Consider the following 26211-nt stretch of genomic DNA (forward strand, 5'->3'; position numbering starts at 1 on the left):
ATAAACCCGCAATAAAGGAGGTAATTAGTTATGAAAAAAGGTGCACTGTTGATCACGATGTTGTTGGTTTCGGCTGTTACCATGGCAGGATGTGCGACATCCGGGGACCTCGCGAGAGTGGAGACCCAGGAAAGGGCGCTCGGCGCTAAGGCCGATCAGGCGTTGCAGGAAGCACAAGCTGCCAAGGCCACGGCGGATGCGGCTAAGACACAGGCCGATGCCGCGGCACTTCGCGCGGAAAACGCGGCCAAAGCGGCAGAGGAAAGAGAAAGGCTCGCAGCTGAGAAGGAAAAGCTTGCCGCAGAGAAGGAGCAGGCCGCCGCAGAGCGGGAAAAAGTGGCAAATGAAAAGGGAGAGAGGGCTGATGCCGCTTTCTACAAGTCGATGAGGAAGTAGATTTGCTTCAACGCAAGCTCCAGCTTGCCATCCGTGGGAAGCTGGAGCTTCGTCCTGGCATTGCGTTCCCAAGGTGGACCTTGGGAACGAGATACATCTCCCCCCTTTGCAAAGGGGAACGAAGGGGATTTCTTGGGTGAAGGGATGAGGGAAGTGAGAAGAGTAAGCAGAAATTGGGAGCAGCTTTGCCTTTTTGTTGTGCTCGCTACGATACTTTTTACCGGGGGGGGGTGCAGCCATCTTGACGGAACCTTCGGGGGCGGATCGGCATTCGAAGAAGCGAACAGCCATTTCGTCCTGCGAGATTACCAGGCTGCGCTGAAGGGGTACGAACTGGCCTCGAAGAAGTATCCCACGACCGGGGACAGGGCTTTATTCGAGATGGGCATCATCCTCTCTCATCCGGACAACCCGCAGAAGGAATATGGCAAAGCGCTGGATTGCTATCGAACCTTGATAAAGGAGTATCCCCGCAGCAGCTACAGGCAGGACAGCGAGATGATGGTTTTTTACCTCGTCAACGTGACCATCAAGGACAAGCTAATCGACTCACAGAGAAACGAAATCGAGGTTCTTCAGCGAGAGGTCCAGAACCAGCGCCAGGAGGCAAGAGCCCTGCAGCTGGAGATCGAGAAGAAGGTGGGTGAAATTGCGGTTTTGCAACAAGAGATTGCGGCACAGGAAGAAGAGATCTCTCCGCCTCCAGTGCCGACGGGACCGGCGGACAAGGTACTGATAGAAAAGAAGGAACGTCGCTTGACCTTGTTGTCGAAGGGTGAGGTGATCAAAAGCTATAAGATCTCGCTCGGGGAAAACCCGAATGGCCCCAAGGAGAGGCAGGGCGACAACAAGACTCCTGAGGGGATCTACCGCATCGATTCTAGAAACAACGACAGCCAGTATCACCTCTCCCTTCATATCTCCTACCCCAACGAGCAGGACAAAAAGCGAGCGAAGCAACTGGGCGTTGCTCCCGGCGGCAACATCATGATTCACGGCATGCGGAATGGCTTCTCGTGGTTTGGGGAGCACCACACCTCGATTGACTGGACCAAGGGATGCATCGCGGTAACGGACGAGGAAATACAGGAGATCGCAGAATTAGTACCAATCGGGACTGTCGTCGAGATAATGCCGTAGCAGCTTACGCACACGTTCCCGCACCGTTCACACCTCTATGCGGAAGCTGGCACCCTCTTCGGTGTTGCTGGCGATGCTGAATTCCACCTTTTCCATCTCAGGGCAGAAGAAGTTGCGGAAATTGTCGATGGTCGCCGACATGTGTCCGATGGACTCCATCATCTTCTGCACCCGCGACTAAAGGTATTGCTCCGAAAACTCTTCTGTCGCGTAGGTTATCGGCAGTTCCTGTGCCAGTAACCCCAACAGGTTGAGCGGTTGCCGCCACTGGTGGGCGATGTTATTGATCATCTCCCCCATCGCCGCCAGGCGGCTTTGCTGGATCAGCATCTGGTCCCTTTGCCGCAGCTGCTCCGCAGTCCTCGCCCGCTCTTCCGCCTCCCGCTCCAGTTCCCGGTATGCCCGCTCCAGTGCCTCGGCTTATGGTCTATGACGCAGAAGGAACCGAGGACGTAGCCGTCGGAAGTGACCAGCGGAATCCCCAGGTAGGCAATGACCTTGAGGTCCCTGATGGCGAGGTTTTCCTTGAACAGCGGATGAACGCGTGCGTCCTCGATGATGAGGGGCTGCTTCGCGACGCGATTGTATTGGCAGAACGAATGCGACAGGGGGGTCTGGCGGCTGGAGAGCCACGGTTCGGGAAGGCCGACGCAGCTTTTAAAGAACTGCCGGTCGCTGTCTACCAGCGTGACGAGGGCGACGGGTGCAGATGCAAAGCGCGAGGCGAGTCTGCTCAGGCGATCGAATGCCTCTTCGGTCGGAGTATCCAACAGGGCTACGGCCCGCAACGCGGCAAGCCGGGCGGGATCAGTAACATGGCTTGAAATATCGCTACCGTTCATTCGGGTTCCCACTTTGAGCGGTTTCACTTAAATGCGCGAAAGTACCAGAGAGAAGCTATCAGATGCGGTGCGTGTTTCAAGCAATAACGGGGAAATAGGGTGTGGTGACTGGGTCTGGCAAAAGCAACTCCCCCCTGCCCCCCCTTCGCACAGGCGGCGTCACCACCCGACCTCCCCGCTCCAGGGGAAGGAGAGCAGAGAGAAGTGTATAAGGGGGACGGGCACCTGCGGAGCCAGTCCCCCAGCTGGAGCGTTGGGTTCATAAATAGTTTCCACCGCCCCCGGTTTGTGCTAGTTATGTAGGACATTTCCAACCGTCTGTTCCCGCCAAGGAGGTTGACCATGAAGATCCGCAAGAAGATTCTCGATTTCGAGTATGAAGAGGTTCTGGAGGTCAAGTACCGCGAGCTGATACGGGTTGGCTGCGCCGTCGCGGTCGGCTGTCCGGATTGACTCAAGAAACACTTCGCGGTCGCGAAGGAAGCTGGCGCTACTGAAGAGGAACTGAACGAGGCCATGGCCTACGGCATGATCGCCCCGTCGGGAAGAGCAAAAAACTTCGTGCTCGGCATGAAGGGCGTGCTGGACGAGTTGTAACCGGGGCGGCAGGGCCTGATCCGCAACCGGCGGTGTAATAGCAGCTTGGGCCGGGGCCTCCATGGACCCGGCCTTCACTTTTTTCTAAGCGAGAGTCCCCAGATCTTGAAGCGTCTCTTTATCAAAAAAAGAAGGAAACCGGTCTCGATCCGCCGCAACGTCGCGGCGCTTTCGATGCCCGTGCTCCTGTCGTCCCTGTTCCAGCGCCTGGTTTCCATCGTTGACATCTTCATGGTCGGCGGACTTGGAGCGGCAGCCATCGCCGCCACCGGCCTCGGCCAGCTGCTGATCTTCGTGACCATGACGGTGTTCTGGGGGCTTTCCACCGGCGCCAACGTGGTCATAGCGCATCTTTGGGGCGCGGGGCGCCACTTGGAGGCACGCCGGGCGGGCTTCGCTTCGCTTTTGCTTTGCGCCCTCCTTGCCGTGGCGGCGACCCTTTTGGGGATTGGTTTCGGAGCCGACGTGGCAACCTTCATGGGGGCGAGCAGCGACGTCCTTGCCTACGCCTCGCCTTATATCCGACTGGTCTTTCTCTACTTCGCCTTTACGGCCGGACTCAACATCCTATCCGCCATCAGCCAGGGGACCGGCAACACCAGGACGCCGATGGAGGCCATCCTCCTGGTCAATATCCTGCACGTGGTCATCGCCTACCCGCTCATCTACGGCAAGCTCGGCTTCCCCCGCTACGGCGTGATCGGTGCCGCTTACGCGATCAACATCTCGGAGGCTGCAGGATTCATCTACCTCCTGATCCAGTCGCTCAGGAAGGGGTATCTGAAGATCGGCCCTCCCGACATGGTGCTCCTGAATAAAGTATGGAAGATCGGCTACCCGGTCGCGCTGGAGCGGATCGCCCAGCAGTCGGGACAGCTTTTCTACTCCAAGTTCATCATCGGCTTCGGCACCGCCGCCTACGCGGCGCACCAGATCGGGCTCTCCATCGAATCTCTTTCCTTCATGCCTGGCGCCGGCATGGGGATCGCCGCCGCCACTTTGATGGGACAGTCGCTGGGCGCGAAGAAACTCAGGCGCGCCCACATGAGCCACACCGAGGCGCTGCGGCTCGCCATAATCGTCATGGCCTGCATGGCGCTCCTCTTTTTCTTCATTCCGCACCACCTGATCGCCCTCTTCACCAGCGATCCCGACGTCATCGAGAAAGGAAGCGTCTTCTTGAAGCTGGTCGCCTTCGCCCAGGTGCCGCTCGCCATCTCCTTCGTCTATGCCGGGAGCCTGCGCGGTACCGGCGACACGCACTACGTCTTCCTGGTAACACTCGTCGCCATGTGGGGGATCAGGGTGCTTCTCTCCTACGTCGCCGCGGTCCCGCTGCATCTCTCGCTCTACGCCGTCTGGGGCGTGTTCCTGGTGGACTGGTTCTTCCGGGCCGGCGCTTTCTACTGGCGCTACCAGCGCCGCGACCTGCACAGCGTCATCATCTAGACGATGCAGCTTTCCTTTGCACCTACCATGGACCGCGTCGAGCTGCAGCGACGGCTTCAGCAGCTCCTGGTTCCCGGGTCTCTTCTCGACGCGCCGCTCGCCAGAAGCATCGACCGCCTCGCCCGCTCCTTCGCACGCTATGCCGCGAGCTACCCTCTGCCGCTTTGGGCTCCCGGGCTCGTGACGGACAACGAGATGCGGAGCCTGACCGAGGCGCTCTTGCCCATGGCGGAGATCCGCCCCGCTTTCGACCGCCTGCTGGCGCGGTCTTGCCGCTTCACCCCTCTTCTCGCCGGATGTTACCTGCACAGCTCCGCCTGCTGGATCGATTTCCTGCAGCGGCTGCAGCCCCCCCTGCCGCTGGCGAACCCGGCCGTGATACTCTCCCGATTGGCCGAGAATTACCAGGCGCGGGAGCGTTTCCTCTTCTCGCTGATGCTACCGCATCACTATGGCGGCGGCTTCGACCGCTATCCCCTGCAGTCGCAGTGGCTTTCGGGGTGGCTGAAGGAGCGGGCAAAGATTTTGGGGGGTATCAGGATATTGGACAGCGCCTGCGGCAGCGGCGAGGGGACCTATCAGGTGGCGGAACTGCTGCGGGAAGCGGGATATTCGGGAAGAAGTTGCGAGGTGCACGGGTCAACGCTGGAAGAGATCGAGCTCTACGCGGCGGCTCATCTCTATTTCCCACACGATCCGCAGCGGGAGAGGGAGTACCGGGCGCGGACGGCGCCGCTTTTAGGTGCCGCCGATGCGCCGCGGTTTGAGTTTTACCTGGATCGTGTCGGCTCGGCCCCAGAGAGGGAGCCCTACCACCTGGTTTTGTGCAACGGTCTTCTGGGCGGTCCGCTGCTGCACGACGACGCGGAGCTTGACGCCGCCTTCGCGGGCCTTGCCGCACGGCTTCTCCCCGGCGGGGTGCTTTTGGCCGCCGACCGGTTTCATGCCGGGTGGCGGCTGCGGGTGCCGGCGGAGAGGCTTTGCGCGCTTATGGAGAAACATGGGCTTATCCCGTTTCAGGTACCGGAAGGGATTGCAGGGATAAAGCGGTAAAAACTGCAACAGCAAAGAGCAAATCCCCCCTGTCCCCCCTTCGCAAAGGGGGGAACGCGAGGTCTCGTGCAGCGCTTGGTGGGCGGACTTACCGAGGTTCTCCAGGTTCTTCTAAGACCCCTTTGATCTCTTTTACCTCGTTCCCAAGGTCCACCTTGGGAACCAGAAAACGGACGCAGACCCTTCAGGCAAAAAAAGAGGGACGCAGCCTCTTGGCCCGTCCCTCTTCCCTTAACTCCTCAACCTAAGTCCTTATCTGGACTCAATCTCAATCTTTATCTCTATCTCTATCTGCCTCTCAATCTAAGCCTTTAGCAGCACCCCGCCCCAGGAGAGCCCGCCGCCGAATCCCATCATCAGCACCGTCTCCCCAGGCTTGATAACGCCGTTTCTGCGGTTCTCGTCGAGCGCCAGACCAAGCGACGCCGCGGCGGTGTTGCCGTAACGGTCCAGGTTGAGCAGGAACTTGTCCTTGGGGATCCCGGTCTTCTTGGAGATGAAATCGATGATCCTGACGTTGGCCTGGTGCGGGATGATGTGGTCGATTTCCTCGGGCCTGATTCCCGCCCGCTCCGCCAGGTCCTTTATGATGCGCGGAATGACGTCGGTGGCAAAGGTGAAGACGCTTTTGCCGGCCATCTTGAAGGTGTTCTCCTTGAGCGCGATGCTCTCGGCGCTGATCGGTTTGCGCGACCCCGAGGAAGGGACCTGGATCAATTCCCACCCCCTGCCGTCGCTTTGCATCATGGTGTGCTGGATCCCCTTGCCCGACATACCCGCACCGAGGATGACGGCGCCGGCCCCGTCGCCGAAAAGGGGAGCCGAACCCTTGTCGTCGAAATCCAGTATTTTCGAGTAGGTATCGGCGCCGATCAGCAGCACCTTGCGGTATTTTCCCGACAGGATCAGGTTGTCGGCGACCTCCATCCCGTAGATGAAACTGCTGCAGACCGCGTTCATGTCGAAAGCGAAGGCCCGCTCGGCTCCGATGTTCTTTTGCACCATGCAGGCGGTGGCGGGGAGGATCATGTCGGGGGTGGAAGTGGCGACGATGATGCAGTCGATCTCGAGTGGGTCGAGATCGGCGTTCTCCAGGGCGCGCAGGGCGGCGCCGGTGGCGAGGTCCGAGGTCGATTCCTCCTCTACGGCGAAGCGGCGCTCGCGGATGCCGGTCCTCGAGTGGATCCAGGCATCTGCATCATCAACCAGGTATTCAAAGAAGCTATTGGGGACGACACGGGCGGGGACGTGCCCGCCGGTGCCAAGGATTTCAGCATGCAGCATCTCAGTGCGCCTCCCTTGCTTCCCGCGATGGGGCCGAGAAACGCAATGTTTATCTCATAATAAAATGGCGTTTGTCAATTAATATGATCCTCCTTATCGGAAATGGCGTCCACCACGCCGTACACCCAGAGCAGGAGAAAGCCGACCAGGAGCCATTTGGCATAGGGCGAGTCGGTCTGGATGGAGGCGAGCACCTGCTCGGCGTCGACTCCCCCTCCTCGCGCTGCCAGCATCAGTTTTCCGGCGCTGCGCATGGCTATGAAGAGCCCTCCCAGGATGAATACGTTGTCGAGCAGTATCATCACCCCCCCCTTCACCCGGCTCCCCCGGTACAGCTGCCCGAGCCCCGGCAGCACCAGCGCGGAAAGCGCCACGCATTTGATCTTGTTTCCCATCATGTTTCTCCTCTTGGCAGCGGCGCGGCGGTCGCGCCGGATTAGAAGCCATCGTTTTTGTGTTGTGGATCGCTGCTGTTTCTGCTAGTTATTCACCCCTATGGACAAAGCATCACGCTTAAAAAGACGCGAAGCCATCATGCCGCTCCTCAAGGATCCGGAGGTAGAGGTGCGCCTGGCTGCGGCGCGTGCGCTGGAAAAGCTGGAAGCTTCCGAGAGCCTGGAAGAGATCTTCGATCGGCTGAAACGCGGGGATCGCGCCACCAAGGTGGCCGCTATTTACGCGATGGGGCGCATCGGCGGCGCGAAGGTACTGCCGGTCCTCTTTTACTGCGCGGGAAGAAGCGAGGTAGACATCAAGTCCGCTGCGATACGGGTGCTGGGCGAGGTGGAACTCCCTGAGGCGGTGCCGGTCCTTTTGGAGAAACTCGACGATCCGGCGCCCGCGGTGCGGGCCTTCGCCGTCGAAGCGCTCGGCCACTACCGCGACCCCGCCCTGGTTCCCCGGCTGCTCCCTTTCCTGGAAGCAAACGACGGCATGCTCGACGCCGAAGCCGCACTCGCCTTGGGGCGCATCGGCGACGCATCGCTGGCCGAGCCGCTCATGAGGCTGATCGACTCCCCCCACGAAAAAACTCGCGCCGCAGCGGCAACCGCCCTCTCCCTGCTCCCCTGACTCTCCCTAAAAGTACTGCGCCACGTCGATCCCCTTCACCAGAGGATCCACCAGGTCCACGATGTTGTCGCCGCTCGTGATGAGGCTTCTCAGCTCTGGGTCTGCGAGCAGGCTCCCGTGCGGGTCCATGACCACCTTCACCACCGCCGCCCCGCAGGGCTGGCTGCTGGGGGAGAACACCACGGCGATCTCGTTGCTGTCGAGCCGGACCAGGCTGCCGGTGGGGTACTTCCCGGTCAACTCCATGAACCGCTCCACGATGGCGCCGTCCAGGCTTCCCCCCACCGCTTTCCTGATCTCCTTCATCGCCTGGTCGGGGAGCATGGGGCGCTGATAGCTTCTCAGCGTGGTGGTGGCGTCGTAGAAGTCGGCGACGGCGACGATCTTGCTGGTGGTCCCGAACTCCTTTTCCCTGGCCCAATCCGGGTATCCGGCCCGGTCGTAACGGATATGATGTCCCAGGACGGCCTCGGCCACCCGGTCCGAAACCCCTTCCATCTCCCGGACGATGGCGGCCCCGAATTCCGGGTGCTTCCTCATCTCCACAAACTCGTCGCTGCTCAGCTTCCCCGGCTTGTTGAGGATGTCCTTGTCCACCCGGGTCTTGCCGATGTCGTGGAGAAAGCCGGCCAGGCCGCACTCCTCCACCTCGACCTCCCCATGTCCCATGGACGCTGAGAGCGCCATGGAGAGCACGCCGACGTTGACGCTATGCTGGAAGGTGTAGTTGTCGTAATCCTTGATCAAGGCCAGGCCCAAGAGCGCCGCGGGCTCCTTGATGGCCGCCGAGGCGAGGCTGCTCACCACGGTAAGCATGCGCCGGGAATTGGGTATGCGCCCCTTGCCGATCTCCTCGAAGATGTCGCGCACGGCGCTTACCGCCTCGTTGTAGGTATGGGACAGGGAATTCTCCTCCATCACCTCGATCAGCTTTACCCCGGCCTCCTTCAGCCCGCGCGCCAGATCCCCGGCCTCGTCGCTTCCCTCCGCCATCAGGCGCGCCAGCACGGTCAGGTCCGGCGCCAGCACCCCCGGTTTGAGGATCAGGCCGGCTATCCCCTTCTCCTCGAGACGGTTGATCAGCTCCTGCAGCGGCGCGGGGGGCGCGAAGAAGAGATGCTCGCCGACAGAGAGAACCCCATCCACCACAGCCAGGCGCAGATCTCCGCCGTTGCGCTGCAGCATCAGCATCAGCGCTTCCATTTCCCGGAAGGGCTGCAACGAGGCGGGGTGCCCAGGCGGATAGAGCCCGGCCCCCTTGATCGCGCCAGACAGGAGCGTCGCCAGGCGTTGTGCATGCTGCAGGCCGTCAATCATGGGTTCCTCCCGAGATCCTTTCAATGGCGTCCAACGCCTCGCGGCACGCCTCAGCGAGCGCGCCGGAACCGCGGGCGAGCGAGGTGAGCGCGGCAATGGCCGTCTCGTCCCCCAGCATGCCCAGCGTCGAAGCCACTGCAACTTTCAGTTCGAGCCACCGTCCAAGCACGGGCCAGCCGCGGGTGCCGAGCGTCTTGAGCAGTTGCGGGGTGACCCTGCGGTCGCCGATGCGCCCGAGTGCCGTCACCACTTCCTTCTTCACCCCGAGTTCCTTCAGGAGGATGTCGCGGCGATCCAAAAGTTTCAACAGCGCCGGCACCGCCTCGCGGCTGCGCATCAGGCCCAGGGAAAGTATGGCGTGGCGTACCACCCCTTCGTCCTCTTCGTCCAGAAGCGGCAGCAGTAAGAGTACCGACGCCTCCCCCCCTATCTTCATCAGCGCCCGGATCGCTTCCTTGCGTACCCGGACGTCGTGGTGGTACAGAGGCCGCTTCAGCGCGAGGACGCAGTCGGCGCAGCGCAGCTCCCCAATGATCGCCACCATGTTCCTCACCACGTACCAGCGCTCGTCCTTGAGCATCGCGATCAAAGGCGCTATGGCGGCCTGCCCCAGGGCCACGAGCGCCGCTGCCAGCGATTTCCTTTCGAAGAGCCCCTCGGCGAGGCAGATCCTCTGGATCACCCAGTACGCCCCTTTGCCCCCGAGGGCCGCAAGCACCCGGTGAATCGACTCCCGCTCCTCGCATTCGCGGCCTTCCAGCGCGTTCAGCAACTGGTCCGCAGCACCGTCGGCCAGGTGATCCAGCGTGAAGAGCGCGTACTCCCTCTGGGGAAGGCTTCGCTCAGGCTCCTGGTGCTGGCGCAGCAGCTCCTCCAGGATGGTAAGAACCGGTACCTGCTGCGGGTCGACCTGATACCCTGCCATCAGCTCCCGCCCCAGTTCCTGGTAGCGCGCATCGCTTGGTTCCCCCGCCATCAGCACCAGCAGCTCTCCGATGCCGCGCTGCTGGTTCACCTGCGTTGCGGGCACCCCAAGGGAAGGGATACTGTCCCACCCCTCCTGCACCCCCTCGTGGTACCCGGGACGCTTGGCCCAGATGGAGGCCAAGTCCTTCTCGTTGACCCATACGGTGCGCACCCCTCGGTCTTCGAGCTCCTTGGCGAGGCCGCCCGCGGCGGCTCCTTTCTGCGGGTCGCAGTTGAGCAGTTGTACGAAGACCCCCAGGTCGCCGGGGATAAGGTCCTGCATGAAGCTGATGTTGGCGATCCTGCGGATGAAGCATTCATGTGCCAGCTGCTGCACCATGTTGTTCCCCTCGACAGGCTCCCCCGTCAGGAGGAACCCGTGCCGGTTCACGCCGAGAACCAGTTCGCGGTCCGACAAGAGCTTCTTCAGGCAGTCGTAGGCGCGCTGCAGGGTCTCGGTGCGGTACGGGTGCCCCTTGGGATAGAACCCCGCCCCCTTCACCGCCTTGTGCAATTCGACCAGGGCCTGTACCAGGAACCCCGGATTCTCCGCCGGCGGGACCAGCTTCAGCAATTTTTTCTTCACAACCGGCAAAAAACCTCCCCTTGGTGCGACCTTACACATTAGAGACGCACGCGATTTTATCTCACAGAACGAAAGCTTGTCAAACTAATAGGGGACGCAGCCGTAGAATCGCGCCGCTGTTGACACCTCTCGGCAAAAAGCTTAGGATACCGTAGTTTTTGGCCCCGCCAGGGACGCGGGGACGGGGTGATATGGCCAAGGTAAAAGTAAAGACCGGATTCGTTTGCTCCGATTGCGGCGCGGATTATCCGAAGTGGCAAGGGCACTGCACGGCCTGCGACGCCTGGAGCACCATCAAAGAGGTCAGGCTCGGATCCGAGAGAGCCGCGCGGCGCGAAGGCTTCGCCGGAGCCACCTCGTCGGTCACCCTCCTTTCCCAGGTCGAATGCACCGAACAGTCCCGCTTTTCCAGCGGCAGCGAAGAGTTCGACCGGGTGCTCGGCGGGGGCTTCGTCCCCGGCTCCGTCATCCTGATCGGGGGGGACCCGGGCGCCGGGAAAAGCACCATCTTGCTGCAGACCATGTGCCATGCGGCCGCCTCGAAGGAGGTGCTCTACGTCTCGGGCGAGGAATCGCTGCAGCAGATCGCCGGGCGCGCCAGAAGGCTGCAACTCCCCCTGGACCGGGTGAAGATGCTGGCCGAGAGTTCGGTGGAAGAGGTACTGGAGGCGGCGAAAAGCGAGCGGCCCGAGGTGGTGGTTATCGACTCGATCCAGGTGATGCAGTCGGCAGCGCTGGAAGCGGCGCCGGGAGGGGTTTCCCAGGTGCGCGAGTGCGCGGCGGCGCTCACCTGCTACGCCAAGACCTCCGGAGTGGTGCTGATCATGGTCGGGCACGTCACCAAGGACCAGTCCCTGGCCGGCCCCATGACCCTCTCCCACATGGTCGACACCCAGGTGATGCTCTCCTCCACCGAGGACTCCCGCTACCGCTTGATGCGCACCACCAAGAACCGCTTCGGCCCGGTCAACGAATTGGGCGTCTTCGCCATGACCGAGGGGGGGCTGCGCGAGGTGAAAAATCCTTCGGCGATCTTTCTCTCCCGCAGCGAGAAAGCCGCGCCCGGCAGCCTGATCAGCGTCCTTTGGGAAGGGACCAGGCCGCTATTGGTCGAGATCCAGTCCCTGGTGGTGGGGGCGCAGTACGGCTCGCCGCGCAGGCTGGGAATTGGGCTCGACCAAAACCGCATCGCCATGATCCTCGCCGTCATCACCAAGCACGGGGGGCTGGTGCTCTCGGACCAGGACGTCTTCGTGAACGTCGTGGGGGGAATAAGGGTATTGGAGACCAGCGCCGACCTCGCGGTGGCCCTGGCCATCGTTTCCAGCTTCAGGAACACGGTGCTCCCCCAGGACCTGCTGGTATTCGGCGAGGTGGGGCTCTCAGGCGAGATCCGCCCGGTCTCCAACGGGGAAATGCGGCTCAAGGAAGGTGTGAAACACGGCTTCACCCGCGCCATAGTGCCCAAGGGAAACGCGCCGAGAAAGGGGATCCCGGGGTTGGAGGTGGTGGCGGTCACTTCGCTCCCCGAGGCGCTTGAGGCAATTTAAAACTTGCCAATGAGAACGTAAAAGTAGTTCGACGCAGCGCCCAATGCGGTTTTACCCATGATTTTTTTGTCATTCTCCAGGCAAATTTCACTTTACTAATGGAGAAAAATCCTCTTTAATGCCGAATTGATTAGAAAAGGATAGGTGTCATGAATACGGAAAAGCTCGAGTACTTCAGAGGTATCCTGCAGGAAGAGAAGAGATCGCTCCTCGAGGAGGCAGGCCGTACCGTCTCCGAGATGACCTCCGACACGACCAATTTCCCCGACCCTACCGACAGGGCCACCCAGGAATCGGACCGCACTTTCGAGTTGAGGATCCGGGACCGGGAGCGGAAGCTGATCGTGAAGATCCAGGAGGCGCTGGCGCGGATAGAGGCCGGAACCTTCGGCATCTGCGAGGTCTGCGAAGAGGACATCAGCGAGGCGCGCCTGAAGGCTCGCCCGGTCACCACGCTCTGCATCGACTGCAAGATGGAACAAGAAAAGAAAGAACGCTTTCGGTAACCAACCCAACCCCCTAGAGCTGTCATTTCCTTCGGAGTTCCCATGGCTGGCCGGAAGGGACAAAACCTCCTGGAGCAAGCATTAACTATTGCCCAGGCCTCAGGTCGGTCCCATCAGGTCCGGCTCAACAGCCTGCTTCGCCTGGCGGCCCGTTGGCATTCCCTCGCCTCGGCCACCATCTATTTCCCCGATCCCAAAGGGGCGGTGTTGCAGCGTCGCTTCAGCACGCTGGCCACCCCCTCCGGCCATAGCTGCCACATCCCTTGCGGCGCAGGTCTCGCCGGGCGCACCGCCGCCACCCTTTCACCCCAATCCGCCAGTGCCGACCTGCTTCATCCCGACGAGCCCTGTTCCGGCAACGGCTCCATCGTGGCGCTCCCCCTTTTGGACGGGGACCGGCTCTTCGCCGTGCTGGCGCTGGAGAGCGGCGCCGCGGACGTCGCCCAGGAAGCCGTCGACGCGGCCGGTACCCTGGCGCCCGTCTTCTCCCTGACCGTAGCCGGCCTGGCCGCAGACGAAGAGGCTGAGGAGGCGCAGCGCAACCTGTCGCTACTTTCGGCGCTGGCGAAGCTTTTGAGCTCGCCGCAGCCGCGCGGGGTATTGCTGCACCGGTTGATGCAGCTTTGCACCAGTTCCGGCCTCTCCAGTTGCGCCATCGTCCGGTTGAAGCAGAGGAATTCCGGCAAGGAGAGGGTGATCCGGAGCTGCCGCAGGGGAATGGGCGACAAGCTCCCCGACCTGCTGGAAAAAGAAGCTGCGCTGGCGGTCCATGTCTGCGCCACCGAGACCACCTGCGCCGAGGAACTCGGCGACGACTCCAGCTACCGGTACGCCCTCTGCACCCCGCTGGGAAGCAACGGCGCGGCGCTGGGAACCATGACCCTCTTCGGGGGGCTCGAACTGACAGCGCCCAAACAGATCGAGCTTGCCGAAACGGTGGCGCGCCTTTTGTCCGGCGCCATGGCCGAGGCGATCTGCAAGGAGCAGATCAAGACCTACGACAGCGAGAGCGAGAAAAAGCTGAAAGAGCTGTCCCTTCTCTACCGGATGAGCAACACCATGCTCTCCACCATCCAGCTGAACAAGCTGATCCACCTCACCCTGACCGCGCTCACCTCAGGTCCCACCCCCTTCTTCGACCGGGCCATGCTCTTTCTCACCAACGAGCGCTCCGGGATGCTGCTCGGCATGCTGGGGGTGACCACGGAGACCTCCCCTTCCCTCTCCACCCAAAACGGAGGGAGCGACGACATCCTTTCCAGCCGGTGGGACATCTCCGATGAAGAGATGGCCGCCCAGCGCAACTCCGAGTTCTGCCGGCAGGTACAGGGGAGGCGGCTTGAGCTGGACGGAACGCTCAACATCGCTTCCCAGGCGGTGCTGGAAAAGAGGCTGATCTACATCCCCGAAGAGGGCGGCATCGGCGGCGCCCTCCATTCCGGGCGCAGCGCCCTGGCCGCCTCTCCGCTCATCGCGCATGGGCAGGCGGTAGGGGCGGTCCTGGTGGACAACGCCCTCACCCACAAGCCGATCAACCAGGAGCATCTGCGTTTCCTGCAGCTCTTCACCAACCAGGCGGGGATGGCCATCGAGAACTCGATGCTCTACAACAAGATCGAGGACGCGAACCATCAGTTGAGCGAGGCGCAGGAGCACCTGCTCCAGAAGGAGCGGCTTGCCGCCATCGGCGAGATGGCCGCCGGCATCGCGCACGAGTTGAAGGGGCCGCTGGTCTCCATCGGCGGTTTCGCCGGCAGGCTCGCCAGGAAACTCCCCCAGGACACCAGCGAGTGGGCCCATGCCGATCTCATCGTGCGCGAAGTGCTCCGGCTGGAGGGGATCCTCTCCGAGATCCTGCTCTTCTCGAAGAAAACCACCATCTGTTACACCCGGTGCGACCTCTCCGACATCGTGAAGGAGTCGCTCGCCGTGGTCACCCCTCCCCTCGAGGAGAAGCGGATCAGCGTGAACGCCAAATTCCCGCGGCAAAAGCTCGTGCTTTTGGGCGACGGGCAGCAGTTGAAGCAGGTTTTCATCAACATCATCCTGAACGCCCTGGATGCCATGGGGACAGGCGGGGCGCTGAACATCCAGGCCTCGGCGGGCGAGCTGGACGACAAGGAAGCCGTCCAGGTGAAGATATCCGACACCGGCGGCGGCATTCCACTGGAGTCCTTGAACAGCATCTTCACCCCCTTCTTCACCACCAAAGGAAGCGGTACCGGCCTGGGGCTCCCCATCGCCAACCGCATCATAACCAACCACGGCGGGAAGATCCAAGTCACCAACAACCCCGGCCTCGGGGTGGAGTTCAGGGTCATCCTGCCCAAACACTGGTGACGCGCAATTTCACTTTTCCTCCTCATTTGCTCCTCATTTTTCTCCTAAGCTGAAACTAAACGGGACGAAGGTACCGGAATTTTCAGGCCAAAGGAGAATGGTCATGAGAAAGAGAATGAAACTGCTGCTGGCTTTTGCTGTTGTACCGATACTGCTGTCGGGCTGCATCGTCGCGCCGTGGTATCCGTATTACGATGACGACGGTGGGTACTACCACCATGACCGTGGCAGATGGCACGACCGCGGATACGACGGCCGCTGGTACGATGGCCGCGGGTATGGACGCCGATAGCCCAGGCCCTTTTCGCATGTCACCTCCAGGTCCACGACCCCTGGGATCTTGTAGATCTCCTGCTTGAGCTGGGCGGCGTAGCGCTTGAGGGTCGGGATATCAACACCACCTGGAACTCTCCCTTGTCGTCGTTGGTCGGGAGACGAAGAGGGAAACCAGCACCGCGAAGGCGACGGTCATCCCGAACTGGAAGAAGAAGCGCCCGACGATGCCGCGCGTGAAGGCCACCGGGACAAGATCCGCCACGATGGACATGGAGGTGGCGAATACCACGAGGCCGATCTCCGAGGTGCCGATCCGGGCGGCGGTCAGGTGGTCCTCGCCGTGCTCCAGGTGGCGCACGATGTTCTCGCGCATGACGGTCACTTCGCCCCCCGGGGGGAAGCTCCTTCCTGAGCTTATCCACGCTCTTTTTCACCCCGTCGACCACCTCGACCATGTTGGCGCCGGACTGCTTCAAGACGTTCTCCAGGCTGCGCTTGATCTGCTTGTCGACCAGGGTGGTCAGCTCCTTGGTGTCGAGCCCCCTCCCGGGAGTAGGGCATCACGTGCTTGACCCCGGCGATCTGGTTCACCGCCTCCTCGATCTTCTTGGAGACCTCGCGCTCGATGGACGGTGTTTAGATTACCCTCGCCCTCAGGGAGAGGGTGGCCGCAGGCCGGACCTGCCCGCCATAGCGCTTCGGTCGCGTAGGCGGGTGAGGGTTGATCTCGTTCCCAAGGTCCACCTTGGGAACGCAAGGTGATCCGAAGCTCCGGCTTCGCAAAGGACGAAGGGGGACAGGCACCTGGCGGAGCCAGTCCCCTGGAGGTTAGAAGTCGGTTCCCTTCACATAGCTCCTCACCGCGTTGGCGTTGGGGGTCACCTCATCCGGCCGCATCATCTCGTTGTCCTCGTGGTCGATGATGTGGCAATGCCAGACGTAGCCGTCGCCGCCGTTGGGATCGAAGGGGAAGAAGGCGGATGCAGCCGGGGTGGCAGCGGCCAAATCGGTCGGTGCCCAGCGGACTGCAATCCGGGTGACCTGTTCCGGCAGCGCCATGATGGTGTCCTTCCAACCGGCTTCATGCGGCAGGGCTGGCGCCGCCGGCCCCTGCAGATAGAGCGGCTTTCCTTTCACGGTTGCCGCGATGTCGGGGTTGCCGCCCACAGCGCGCAAGTTGGCAGGGTTGCCGTCGTAGCTTAGCGGCGGCCCGAACCCGGGGATATAGGCCCCTGCAGGGTACGGCTTCATGGTCATCGGATCGAAGCCGCCGCCAGGGTACGCCTGGCTATATGCTGCGCTGTACCCCTTGACGTCGAAGCTCTGCCTGTTGACCAGCTGGAACTGGACCAGGTGCAGGTGAATCGGGTGGGCGTCTGCGGTCAGGTTCACGATCTCCCAGACCTCGGTCTCGCCTTCGTTGGGGCGCTCGGAGATGTAGTTGTTTCCTTTGGCGTCCAGTGCCAGCCCGGGTATGGGCTCGAAGGTGTAGTGCCCGGTTGCCGCGTTAACGCCGTTGATCCGTTTGCCGTTCCACTTTGTGTTGTTGACGAGGATCTCAAGCGGTCCGCCGGGGTAGGCGACCGGCAACCCGGTGGTGGGATCCGTGGCCATTTGCGGCATCCCCATGACCTCGTTCAGGGTCAACTGGCGCGTCTTTTGGACCGGGACGGCGACCGTGCCCGTAGCCGGGTTGACCAGTCGCACCATCGGCTGGCGCAGCGTCGCGCCAGCGAGCGCCGGGTTGAAGGAAGCATCTGTTGCCGGCGCAGCGCCGACGACGAACTGCATGATCCTTCCGTCGGTGTTGCCGTTGGGGGATGCGCCGCCAGGGTACGGGGCCTTGGCGGTGTTCTTGAGCAGCCACTTGCCGGAATAGGCAAGGCCGTTGGGACCGATCTGTCCGGCCTGGAAACCGGCGAAGTCGACGATAACCTGGTAGCGTTCGCCCGGCATGATGACCAATTTCCCTTTGGTCGCCGGGACTGGCTTGTCGAGATAGCCGCCGTCGGTGCCGATTACCCACAGCGCCGGACCAGGGTTCTTCGAGACCGGATCGGTGAAAGACATCTCGTAGGTTCTCGCGTTGGACCCGTTGAGGAATAAGAAGGTGTAGCGTTTGGCCTGGACGTTCTTGTAGGGCCAGGACTTGCCGTTCACCACCATGACGTCGCCCAGGAATTCCGGGTTCCAGTAAGGGTGCTCGGGGTTGAGCGCCCAGAGAAGCCCTCCTGCATTGCCTGCGCTGAAGAAGAGCTGGCCGGAGGTGTCGAACATGCGGTCCTGGAGCACCAGCGGCACGAGTTCAGGGAGGTTCGCCGGGTCCTTGGCAGGGTCAGCCACCAGGTAGGCGCCGGCCAGTCCCGCATAGACGTTCAGGCGGGTAGCACCTAGAGTGTGGTCGTGGAACCAGATGGGAGCAGTCTCCTGGGTGTTGGGGTAGCGGTAGATGGTGTAGTTGGTGGCAGCGGCACCGTCACGGCTGTAGTAGGAAGCGCCTTTGAGGACGCCCATCGGGCCGTTGTTGGTGAACCAGGAATCGGGTCCGCCATCGAGCTGCGGCGGTACTTCACCGCCGTGCAGGTGCACGGCTGCCGGGATCTGCACATCGCCGAACTGCCCGGCGGCGAACTCGCCGTAGTTGAAGGAGCATTCACTCCCGAAGGCAGGCGGCATCGACATGTGCGAGCACATGTTCATCCCCATGTTCAGGGGATCGGCCCAGTGCATGGTCTGGTCCGTGCCGTACTTGTAGGCAAGCACGTTGGTGGCGTTCACCGTGGGAAGCTCATTGACGAACTTCATTTCCGTTGGGACGCCGCGGGTGGCGGCGATGACCGGGCCGATGTAGGACTGGCGCCCGGGAATTGATCCGTCCGGCAGCTGATTCGCCACCTGTCCGGGCTGCAGGTAGCCCCAGACCCAGGTCCCGGTGTACCCGGGTACGGCGTTGGCCGGCAGGATCATGCTCTTGAACTCCTTCATGCGCAGTTCGATCTGGCCCGGGCCGGCAGGAACAAGATCCAAGTCAGGCAGGGGATCTACAAACTGTGGTATAGCAGAGCCAGGCAGCTGCACCTGGTTGGGAACTCCTGCCCACGCTGTTGTCAAACACGTGGCCATTAGCGCGACTGTGCCAACGGCACTGACAAGCCATACCTTTTTCATAGTCGTTTCCTCCTCCAAATTTCACTGACAACTTGCCACTACTTGAGCAACTAGCATTCCAATGTTGTATCTCCCTGTTTTAACTACAACTTGATCTTAGTTTGAACAAAAGCTGTCTGCAGCTATGACAGTTTGGCCAGGGATAAATGAGCAACTGTCTTTTTTTTTGCACCCTTTGCACCCTTTGCTCCTGCAGTGGCATGCGGGGCATGGGAAGGCGCGGTAAGCAGGTGAAGCGGCGCTATCGAGTCGTGGCGGCGGGCGGCTTCTTTGGTCCACCTCAAATGAGGCAGCAGACAGGACCATTTGCGGCGAAGCAAGGCGGCTCCGTCAGCCGCTATCGGATTGCAAGTCTCATGATTCCGGTCACTTGCAATTATTTTGCAGGTTGGCACGCCGTATGCTGAAGAGAGGTCATAATTCAACCCACTCCCAAGGAGATTCAAAATGAAAAAAGTTATGTCCTCCGTCGTCGCTGCTCTCGTTGCTGTTGCTTTCGCTGGTGTTGTCTACGCTGCTGACGCTGCTCCGGCTGCCGCTCCGGCTGCAGAAGTGAAGAAAGAAGAGAAAGCTCCGGTCAAGAAAGCAGCCAAGAAGAAACACACCAAGAAGCACGCTAAGAAAGCCGCTGTGAAGAAAGAAGAAAAAGCTCCGGCCGCTGCTCCGGCTCCGGCAGAAGGCGCGAAGTAGTCTTACGCGTTCACAGAGCAAAAAAGGAAGCCGCGCCCGAAAGGGACGCGGCTTTTTTTGTTTCCACACTCTTTATTCAAGGTTGCGATCTTACCCCCCGATAAGCTGTGAGTACATATTACACGCGGAGGGGTCAGCTATGCCTATTGTTGCTTGGGATGTGAGCTTGTCTGTCGGAAACAACGTGATCGATGAACATCACCGCCACCTGGTGGGCTTACTGAACAAGGCCTACGACGAGTTCTGTGACAGTAACTCCACCATCGCCATGGAATCCCTACTGGAAGAGCTGATCGACTACGCCACCTATCACTTCGCCCACGAGGAGAAGCTGATGACCGCGACGGGCTATCCTGAGACGCTGCAGCACTTGGAAGAACACGAGCGCTTCGTGAAGAGGGTAACCGAGATGCAGAAAGACGTGGTGACCGGCGACGTCCCCTTCTCCCTGGAAATCCTTTCCTTTTTGAGAAACTGGCTGGTGAACCACATTTCCAAGGTCGATACCAAGCTGGGAGCCTTTGCCGGCACGCGCCACTGAAGAGGCGGCACGTCGTCTGTTCCTTGCAATTCAGCGGAAATCGCTTACGCTTTCCCGGAATTTTATTTTTAATGGGAGGAACAGATGGCTCAAGTTACTTTTAAAGGAAACCCGGTGACGCTGGTTGGGTCTCAAGTGAAGGTGGGGGATGCCGCCCCCGATTTCACGGTAGTCGACAACTCCATGGGGGCCGTTTCGCTCGCCAACTACCAGGGGATGGTGAAGATCGTCAGCGCGGTTCCGTCGCTCGACACGCCGGTCTGCGACACCGAGACGCGCCGCTTCAATCAGGAGGCCGCCAAGCTCCCCGGCGACGTGGTGGTGCTGACCATAAGCGCGGATCTCCCCTTTGCGCAGAAGAGATGGTGCGGAGCGGCCGGCATCGACAAGGTGGTGACCCTTTCAGACTATCGCGACCGCTCCTTCGCCCTGGCCTACGGCGTGCTCATCGACGAATTGAAGCTCCTTTCCCGCTCCATCTTCGTGATCGACAAGCAAAACGTCATCCGCTACATCCAGCATGTACCGGAAGTCACCCAGGAGCCGGATTACGAAGCGGCGCTCAGGGCCGCGCGCGAACTGGCGTAGCAGCCCGGTTCTACAAGATAAAAAGGCACCTGCGGGATCTTTCGCAGGTGCCTTTCTTTTTTGGATTTGCCCCGGATGCAAAGCTGGAGCTTGGCAACCAGAGAAAAAGGGGACAGGCACCTGGCGGAGCCAGTCCCCTTACCTTGGGAGCCAGAGAAGTTTCAAGCAACATTCATCTATAAAGATTTCTCTGGACCAGCGAGCCTGTCTGATAGTAAAAATGGTTGTCGCGTCAAATGCTTCCCTGGAGAGTGGATCCATGAACACCCTGCAGATCAGTTACCTGCTGGCCGCGTTGTCAGTCCCCGTGGTGCTGCATTTTCATCTCCTTCCCGCCGCGTTCGCGGGGCTTGCGGTCTACGTTTTGACCGCGAAGCTCGCCCCCATGCTGCCGCTGCGCTGGGGGAGCCTGACCCAGAAGGTCGCCCTGGCAGGGATCATCCTGTTCGTCATCGCCCTGGTCTCCAGCATCTGCCTCGGGCTCTGGTCGTTTTTGCGCGGCCACCACGGGATGGCGAACCTGCTCAACATGGCGGCCGAGACCCTGGAAAACCTGAAGCGGACCCTCCCGGAGGACCTCACCGCTGCTCTTCCCGACACGGTCGACGAACTGCGCGAACAGATAACGAACATGCTGCGGGAGCATGGAAAGAACATCTCCTCCGTCGGCATTTCCGGAGTCAAGACCTTCGCCCACCTCATCCTCGGCATGGTGGTGGGAAGCCTCGCGGTGCTGCACCGCTTCAACAAGGAAAACGGTTTTCCCCCCCTGGCCTCCGACCTGCACGCGAGGCTGATCAACCTCGCCGATTCCTTCGACAAGGTGGTCTTCGCCCAGGTGAAGATTTCCGCGCTCAACACCGTTCTCACCGCGATCTACCTCGCCGTGGTCCTCCCCATCTTCGGGGTCTACCTCCCCATGGTCACCCTCCTGGTCCTGCTCACCTTCGTGGCCGGCCTGCTGCCGGTGGTGGGGAACCTCATCTCCAACTTCACCATCGTGCTGATCAGCCTCGGCGTCTCCCCAATGGTCGGTATCGCCTCGCTGGCGTTTCTGATCGTGATTCACAAGCTGGAATACTTCACCAACGCGCGGATCGTGGGGGGACAAGTCAAGGCCAGCGTCTGGGAGCTTTTGTGCGCCATGCTCTTCATGGAAGCGATCTTCGGCATGGCCGGCCTGGTGGCGGCCCCCGTGGTTTATGCCTGGCTCAAGACCGAGCTCAAGGCGAAGCGGCTGGTATAAGCGACGACAGGTAGGCATCCGCTGCATTTTTAGTATCTTTAACGGATGCAAGCTACCATTTTCACATCCACCATTATCCCCAGCAGGCGCGGCCGGGATTCCCGCAGCGCGGCCGTGCCGTTACCTCCCCTCTCCCACCGCCTAAGGTGCCTTGCCCGCTTTTGGCTTGCCGCCTGCCTGGCGCTCCTCCTGCTCCTTCCCCCTGGCGCACGCGCGGCTGCTTCAGAACTCTCCGCCACCCTCTACTTCTTCTGGGGCGTCGGCTGCCCACACTGCACCAAGGCGAAGCCCTTCCTGGAAGAGCTGAAAAGGAAATACCCCACCCTGCGCATCGAGTCCTATGAGGTGCTGGAAAAGCGCGAGAACATCCCGCTCCTTGTGGCGATGGCCCGCGCCCGCCACAAGGAGGCGACCGGGGTGCCGGTCTTCATCATCGGCCAGGAGATGTTCAGCGGCTTTTCTGCTGAAACCGCGGCGGAGGTGGAACAGGCCGTACGCCTGGCGTTGCAGCCCGTCGCGCCGCAGAAACAGGCCGCCCAGAAACCCGCCCCCACCCCTCCCGTCAGGCTCCCGCTCCTGGGCCCGGTCGACGCGCAGAGCCTGTCGCTTCCCGTTTTCACCGTCGCGGTGGCACTTTTGGACAGCTTCAACCCCTGCGCTTTCTTCGTGCTCTTCTTCCTGTTAAGCCTGTTGATCCACGCCCATTCGCGGCGCCGCATGCTTCTCATCGGCGGGCTCTTCGTCTTTTTCTCCGGGCTCGTCTACTTCGTCTTCATGGCGGCCTGGCTCAACCTCTTCCTCCTCACCGGCGGGCTTCCCGCCATCACCTTCGCCGCAGGGATCGTGGCGCTCTTCGTCGGCGCGGTGAACGTCAAGGAGTTCTTCTATTTCGGGCAGGGGGTGTCGCTCAGCATCCCGGAACAGCAGAAGCCGAAGCTCTTCGCCCGCATGAGGAGGCTCCTCAGGGCGGATTCGCTCCCTTGCCTGCTGGCCGGGACCACCGTGCTGGCTCTCGCCGCCAACAGCTACGAACTCCTCTGCACCGCCGGCTTTCCCATGGTCTTCACCCGCATGCTCACCCTGAGGGAACTCCCTACATACAGCTACTACGCCTATCTTGCCTTCTACTGCACGATCTACGCGCTTCCCCTGGCGGTTATCGTCGCGCTTTTCACGGTGAAGCTCGGCGAGAGGAAGCTGACGCAATGGCAGGGGCGCGTGCTGAAGCTGGTCTCGGGGTTGATGATGCTGGGGCTGGGACTGGTGCTGCTCATCGACCCGGCGCTTTTGAACAACCCGCTGGCCTCGGCGGCGCTTCTCGCGGGCACGCTGGCCGCGGCGGCGCTTTTGGCGGCTTTCGCCCGGAAAAGGGGCGCGGGTTAGCTCATAGTAGATAAACGATGCCGCGGGACGCTCTCCCGGACGGCGACTTCGGCGGCAATGCCGGTTGACTCCGCAGACTAATAAATTATTATCTGTTAATGTTTTCATCTCACCCCAGGCGGCCGGGAACGGCCCTTCAGCAGCGGAGTCAGCTAATGAGCAGGTTCGACATCGTTGTCGTCGGAGCCGGCATTTCCGGCGCCACCCTCGCCGAACGCTACGCTTCCCTGGGAAAGAGGGTCCTGATCCTGGAGAAACGCAACCATATCGGCGGCAACTGCTACGACTTCTACAACGAGCACGGCATCCTGGTTTCGAAATACGGCGCACACCTTTTCCACACCGAGTTCGAGGACGTCTGGCAGTATGTGAACCGCTTCTCGCGCTGGTACCCTTACGAGCACCACGTGCTGGCCAAAGTGGACGGCAAGCTGGTCCCCATCCCCGTCAACATCTCCACCGTCAATACCATCTTCAACCTGCGCATCCGCACCGAGGCCGAGATGCAGCGCTTCCTGAGCGAGGTGCAGGTGAAGCCACCCCACGAGGAACCACGCAACGGCGAGGAGGCCGCGCTGGCACGGGTGGGGCTCGTACTTTACGAAAAGATGTTCAAGCACTACACCAAAAAGCAGTGGGACAAGTACCCCCACGAACTGGACGCCTCGGTGCTGCTGAGGATCCCGGTGCGGACCAATTTCGACGACCGCTACTTCAGCGACCCTTACCAGGCCCTGCCGCTTAACGGCTACACCCGGCTTTTCGAGGAGATGCTCCGGCACCCGAACATCACCGTGCGGCTCAACACCGATTACTTCGACGTCAAGGAGAGCCCCGAGGTCCGGGACTGCTCCAAGGTGTTCTACGCAGGCCCCATCGACCGCTACTTCGACTACCGCCACTCCCGGGAAAGAAAGCTGCAGTGGCGCTCCATCAGGTTCGAATGGATCACGCTCGACCAGGAGTTCTTCCAGCAAAACTCGGTGGTCAACTACCCCGACCCCAAGGACGGCGACTTCACGAGAATCGTCGAGTACAAGCATTTCACCCGCCAGAAGCACCCAAAGACCACCATTTCGCGCGAGTACACTACCGACGAAGGGGATCCCTACTACCCCGTTCCCAACTCCGAAAACGAGGCCATTTCCCAGCGCTACCGGGAGGAGGCGGAGAAACTTTCCGACGTGTACTTCGTGGGGAGGCTGGCGAACTACAAGTACTTCAACATGGATCAGGCTTTCAAAAACGCACTGGATCTGTTCCACCGTATCGAAGGGAAGCACTAGCCGCCGGATGAGTCAGTTGTTGTAAATGGCTTCCTCCCTGCTACTCTCTTTTGGTGAAAAATTTCTAACATTATTGAGAGGCTCGGTAAGCATATGGACTATCCCCGCCCGCAATTGCAGCGTCCCAACTGGCATACGCTCGACGGCCAGTGGCACTTCACCTTCGACGACGATCTCTCTTACAACTTGCCGGCGGACGTGAAAGAGTGGCCCCTCACCATTGAGGTACCCTTCGCGCCCGAAAGCCAGGCAAGCGGCATCGGTGACACCTCCTTTCACCATGCCTGCTGGTATCAGCGCGAGTTTTACTACAACGCGACCGACGGGAAAAAGGTGCTGCTCCATTTCGGCGCCGTCGATTACCTGGCGCACGTCTGGGTCAACGACATGCTGGTGGCGCGGCACCGCGGCGGCTTCACCCCGTTCAGCGCCGACATCACCCATGCCCTCGATCCTTCCGGGCGCCAGGTCGTGACCGTGCGGGCCGAGGACGACCCGGAGGATCTGGAGAAGCCGCGCGGAAAGCAGGACTGGAAGCTGGAGCCGCACGCGATCTGGTACTACCGCACCACCGGCATCTGGCAGACCGTCTGGCTGGAATCGGTCCCCGAGACCTACTTGAAGAAGCTGCGCTGGTCGCCGCACCTGGAGCGCTGGGAGGTGGGGATCGAGGCCTTCATCGTGGGACCTATCGCGGACCAGATGGAAGTGAACGTGCGGCTTTCCTTCAGCGACCAGCTCCTGGTCGAGGACCGCTACCGTGTGATCCACGGCGAGGTGCACCGGCGCATCGCCCTCTCCGACCCCGGGATCGACGACTTCAGAAACGACCTTCTCTGGTCGCCGGAGCACCCGAGGCTGATCCACGCCGACATCAAGCTCATGCAGGGGGGCGAGGTGATCGACGAGATAACCTCCTACACCGCGCTCCGTTCCGCCAAGGTGCACCGGGACCGGTTCCTCCTGAACGGGCGGCTCTACCCGCTCAGGCTGGTGCTGGACCAAGGGTACTGGCCGGAGACGCTGATGACCCCCCCCTCGGACGAGGCGCTCAAGCGCGACGTCGAGCTCGCCAAGGCGATGGGGTTCAACGGGGTAAGAAAGCACCAAAAGCTGGAGGACCCGCGCTACCTGTACTGGGCGGACCGGCTGGGGCTCGTGGTCTGGTCGGAGATGCCGAGCGCCTTCCGCTTCACCACCCGCGCCATAAAAAGGCTGATGCGGGAATGGATCGAGGCGATAGAACGTGATTACAGCCACCCCTGCATCATCGTCTGGGTCCCCTTCAACGAGTCATGGGGGGTCCCGGACTTGACCGCCACCAAGGCGCACCGGGACGCTGTGCACGCCTTCTACCACCTCACCAAGACGCTCGACCCCGAGCGGCCGGTGATCGGCAACGACGGGTGGGAAAGCTCGGCCACCGACATCATCGGCATCCACGACTACGACAACAACCCCGAGAGGCTCGCGGAGCGCTACGGTCCGCAGGTGAAGCCGGAGGAGCTTTTCGACCGGCGCCGCCCCGGCGGGCGCATCCTCACCCTCGACGGCTATCCGCACCGGGGGCAGCCCATCATCCTCACCGAGTTCGGCGGCGTCGCCTACGTGAAGCCCTTGGACGCCCTGCACCAGAAGGCGTGGGGGTATTTCCGCCACGACAAGATCGAGGAGTTCGAGCGCCTCGCCGTCTCCCTCATCGAGGCCGCCCGCGGCGTCGCCATGTTCAGCGGCTTTTGCTATACGCAATTCGCCGACACCTTCCAGGAGGCCAACGGCCTCCTCTTCGCGGACCGAACCCCTAAGATCCCGCTGGAGCGGATCGCGGATGCGGTTCGTGGGAAGGTCGAACAGGGCGCGCTCTTCTGGGAAAGCACCTGAGAATCGATCCCCCATCCCCTGCAAATTTCACCCGTCCACCCCATGCGCCGACTTC

26 protein-coding genes are annotated in these 26211 nt (G+C 61.3%); 17 read left to right on the forward strand and 9 right to left on the reverse strand.

Annotated features, from left to right (window positions below; translation table 11 throughout):
- Positions 1–30 precede the first annotated feature (30 nt).
- Together K419_RS0108705 and K419_RS0108710 are read left to right on the forward strand one after the other, a co-directional pair.
- A complete protein-coding gene (locus K419_RS0108705; protein ID WP_012532417.1) occupies positions 31–396 on the forward strand; it encodes an Lpp/OprI family alanine-zipper lipoprotein in 366 nt (121 codons plus the stop codon).
- 132 nt (positions 397–528) lie between these two features.
- Positions 529–1536 (forward strand): L,D-transpeptidase family protein, encoded by a 1008-nt coding sequence (locus K419_RS0108710; protein WP_226377657.1) that lies wholly within the window; start codon positions 529–531, stop codon positions 1534–1536.
- A 27-nt stretch (positions 1537–1563) separates the two neighbouring features.
- Here the strand turns inward: K419_RS0108710 and K419_RS24265 are convergent, their stop codons facing one another.
- The 3 genes from K419_RS24265 to K419_RS24100 are packed head-to-tail and all read right to left on the reverse strand — an operon-like array spanning position 1564 to position 2378.
- Positions 1564–1698 (reverse strand): hypothetical protein, encoded by a 135-nt coding sequence (locus K419_RS24265; protein ID WP_264175606.1) that lies wholly within the window; start codon positions 1696–1698, stop codon positions 1564–1566.
- Between the two features lie 15 nt (positions 1699–1713).
- Entirely contained in the window at positions 1714–1866 is a 153-nt protein-coding gene (locus K419_RS24095; RefSeq protein ID WP_226377658.1) for a hypothetical protein, read from the reverse strand.
- Entirely contained in the window at positions 1860–2378 is a 519-nt protein-coding gene (locus K419_RS24100; protein WP_226377659.1) for a GAF domain-containing protein, read from the reverse strand. The genes K419_RS24095 and K419_RS24100 overlap by 7 nt, the downstream gene beginning before the upstream one ends.
- A gap of 342 nt (positions 2379–2720) precedes the next feature.
- Between K419_RS24100 and K419_RS24270 the strand changes: the two genes are divergently transcribed.
- The 3 genes from K419_RS24270 (at position 2721) to K419_RS0108745 (ending at position 5477) form a co-directional block, all read left to right on the forward strand.
- Entirely contained in the window at positions 2721–2975 is a 255-nt protein-coding gene (locus tag K419_RS24270) for a GSU3128 family (seleno)protein (RefSeq protein ID WP_264175521.1), read from the forward strand.
- A gap of 105 nt (positions 2976–3080) precedes the next feature.
- Complete coding sequence (locus tag K419_RS0108740; RefSeq protein ID WP_026841243.1) at positions 3081–4424, forward strand: MATE family efflux transporter; 1344 nt, start codon at positions 3081–3083, stop codon at positions 4422–4424.
- 3 nt (positions 4425–4427) lie between these two features.
- Complete coding sequence (locus tag K419_RS0108745; protein ID WP_026841244.1) at positions 4428–5477, forward strand: methyltransferase domain-containing protein; 1050 nt, start codon at positions 4428–4430, stop codon at positions 5475–5477.
- 303 nt (positions 5478–5780) lie between these two features.
- Here the strand turns inward: K419_RS0108745 and K419_RS0108750 are convergent, their stop codons facing one another.
- Positions 5781–6761: a beta-ketoacyl-ACP synthase III gene (locus tag K419_RS0108750; protein ID WP_026841245.1), complete on the reverse strand. Its 981-nt coding sequence runs from the start codon at positions 6759–6761 to the stop codon at positions 5781–5783.
- Positions 6762–6835: 74 nt separating this feature from the next.
- On the reverse strand, positions 6836–7156 hold the full coding sequence (locus K419_RS0108755) for a hypothetical protein (RefSeq protein WP_026841246.1): 321 nt from the start codon (positions 7154–7156) through the stop codon (positions 6836–6838).
- A gap of 139 nt (positions 7157–7295) precedes the next feature.
- On the opposite strand from K419_RS0108755, the gene K419_RS0108760 reads away from it, so the two are divergent.
- A complete protein-coding gene (locus tag K419_RS0108760; RefSeq protein WP_264175607.1) occupies positions 7296–7832 on the forward strand; it encodes a HEAT repeat domain-containing protein in 537 nt (178 codons plus the stop codon).
- Positions 7833–7838: 6 nt separating this feature from the next.
- Here K419_RS0108760 and K419_RS0108765 read toward each other — a convergent pair whose 3' ends face one another.
- Positions 7839–9149: an HD-GYP domain-containing protein gene (locus K419_RS0108765; RefSeq protein ID WP_026841248.1), complete on the reverse strand. Its 1311-nt coding sequence runs from the start codon at positions 9147–9149 to the stop codon at positions 7839–7841.
- Positions 9142–10701, reverse strand: a complete 1560-nt coding sequence (locus tag K419_RS0108770; protein ID WP_226377660.1) for a HEAT repeat domain-containing protein — start codon at positions 10699–10701, stop codon at positions 9142–9144. Before K419_RS0108770 ends, K419_RS0108765 begins: the two co-directional genes overlap by 8 nt.
- A gap of 191 nt (positions 10702–10892) precedes the next feature.
- Here K419_RS0108770 and radA point away from each other — a divergent pair, with 191 nt between their 5' ends.
- From radA to K419_RS0108790, 4 genes are all read left to right on the forward strand, one after another.
- A complete protein-coding gene (gene radA / locus K419_RS0108775) occupies positions 10893–12251 on the forward strand; it encodes a DNA repair protein RadA (protein ID WP_026841250.1) in 1359 nt (452 codons plus the stop codon).
- Positions 12252–12400: 149 nt separating this feature from the next.
- Complete coding sequence (dksA, locus tag K419_RS0108780) at positions 12401–12757, forward strand: RNA polymerase-binding protein DksA (RefSeq protein ID WP_012532430.1); 357 nt, start codon at positions 12401–12403, stop codon at positions 12755–12757.
- 42 nt (positions 12758–12799) lie between these two features.
- Positions 12800–15097 (forward strand): ATP-binding protein, encoded by a 2298-nt coding sequence (locus tag K419_RS0108785; protein ID WP_026841251.1) that lies wholly within the window; start codon positions 12800–12802, stop codon positions 15095–15097.
- Between the two features lie 103 nt (positions 15098–15200).
- The gene (locus tag K419_RS0108790) at positions 15201–15389 is read left to right on the forward strand and encodes a hypothetical protein (RefSeq protein WP_026841252.1); all 189 of its coding nucleotides are present in this window, start codon (positions 15201–15203) and stop codon (positions 15387–15389) included.
- A gap of 99 nt (positions 15390–15488) precedes the next feature.
- On the opposite strand, the gene K419_RS0108795 is transcribed toward K419_RS0108790, so the two are convergent.
- Both K419_RS0108795 and K419_RS0108805 read right to left on the reverse strand, forming a co-directional pair.
- The gene (locus K419_RS0108795) at positions 15489–15746 is read right to left on the reverse strand and encodes an efflux RND transporter permease subunit (RefSeq protein WP_026841253.1); all 258 of its coding nucleotides are present in this window, start codon (positions 15744–15746) and stop codon (positions 15489–15491) included.
- 455 nt (positions 15747–16201) lie between these two features.
- Entirely contained in the window at positions 16202–18400 is a 2199-nt protein-coding gene (locus K419_RS0108805) for a multicopper oxidase family protein (RefSeq protein WP_226377661.1), read from the reverse strand.
- Positions 18401–18988: 588 nt separating this feature from the next.
- Here K419_RS0108805 and K419_RS0108810 point away from each other — a divergent pair.
- The 7 genes from K419_RS0108810 (at position 18989) to K419_RS0108840 (ending at position 26156) form a co-directional block, all read left to right on the forward strand.
- Entirely contained in the window at positions 18989–19231 is a 243-nt protein-coding gene (locus tag K419_RS0108810; protein WP_026841256.1) for a hypothetical protein, read from the forward strand.
- A 139-nt stretch (positions 19232–19370) separates the two neighbouring features.
- Complete coding sequence (locus tag K419_RS0108815; protein ID WP_026841257.1) at positions 19371–19772, forward strand: bacteriohemerythrin; 402 nt, start codon at positions 19371–19373, stop codon at positions 19770–19772.
- A gap of 84 nt (positions 19773–19856) precedes the next feature.
- Positions 19857–20360 carry a thiol peroxidase gene (tpx, locus tag K419_RS0108820; protein WP_026841258.1) on the forward strand — a complete coding sequence of 168 codons (504 nt, stop codon included), beginning with the start codon at positions 19857–19859 and terminating at the stop codon, positions 20358–20360.
- Between the two features lie 259 nt (positions 20361–20619).
- Positions 20620–21606 carry an AI-2E family transporter gene (locus K419_RS0108825; RefSeq protein ID WP_026841259.1) on the forward strand — a complete coding sequence of 329 codons (987 nt, stop codon included), beginning with the start codon at positions 20620–20622 and terminating at the stop codon, positions 21604–21606.
- Between the two features lie 45 nt (positions 21607–21651).
- A complete protein-coding gene (locus tag K419_RS0108830; RefSeq protein ID WP_026841260.1) occupies positions 21652–22989 on the forward strand; it encodes a glutaredoxin family protein in 1338 nt (445 codons plus the stop codon).
- Positions 22990–23144: 155 nt separating this feature from the next.
- A complete protein-coding gene (glf, locus tag K419_RS0108835) occupies positions 23145–24275 on the forward strand; it encodes a UDP-galactopyranose mutase (protein ID WP_026841261.1) in 1131 nt (376 codons plus the stop codon).
- Positions 24276–24368: 93 nt separating this feature from the next.
- Positions 24369–26156 (forward strand): glycoside hydrolase family 2, encoded by a 1788-nt coding sequence (locus K419_RS0108840; protein WP_026841262.1) that lies wholly within the window; start codon positions 24369–24371, stop codon positions 26154–26156.
- Positions 26157–26211: the final 55 nt, after the last annotated feature.

It is taken from the genome of Citrifermentans bremense R1, assembly GCF_000426865.1.
In the GTDB taxonomy this organism is placed as follows: Bacteria; Desulfobacterota; Desulfuromonadia; order Geobacterales; family Geobacteraceae; genus Geomonas; species Geomonas bremensis.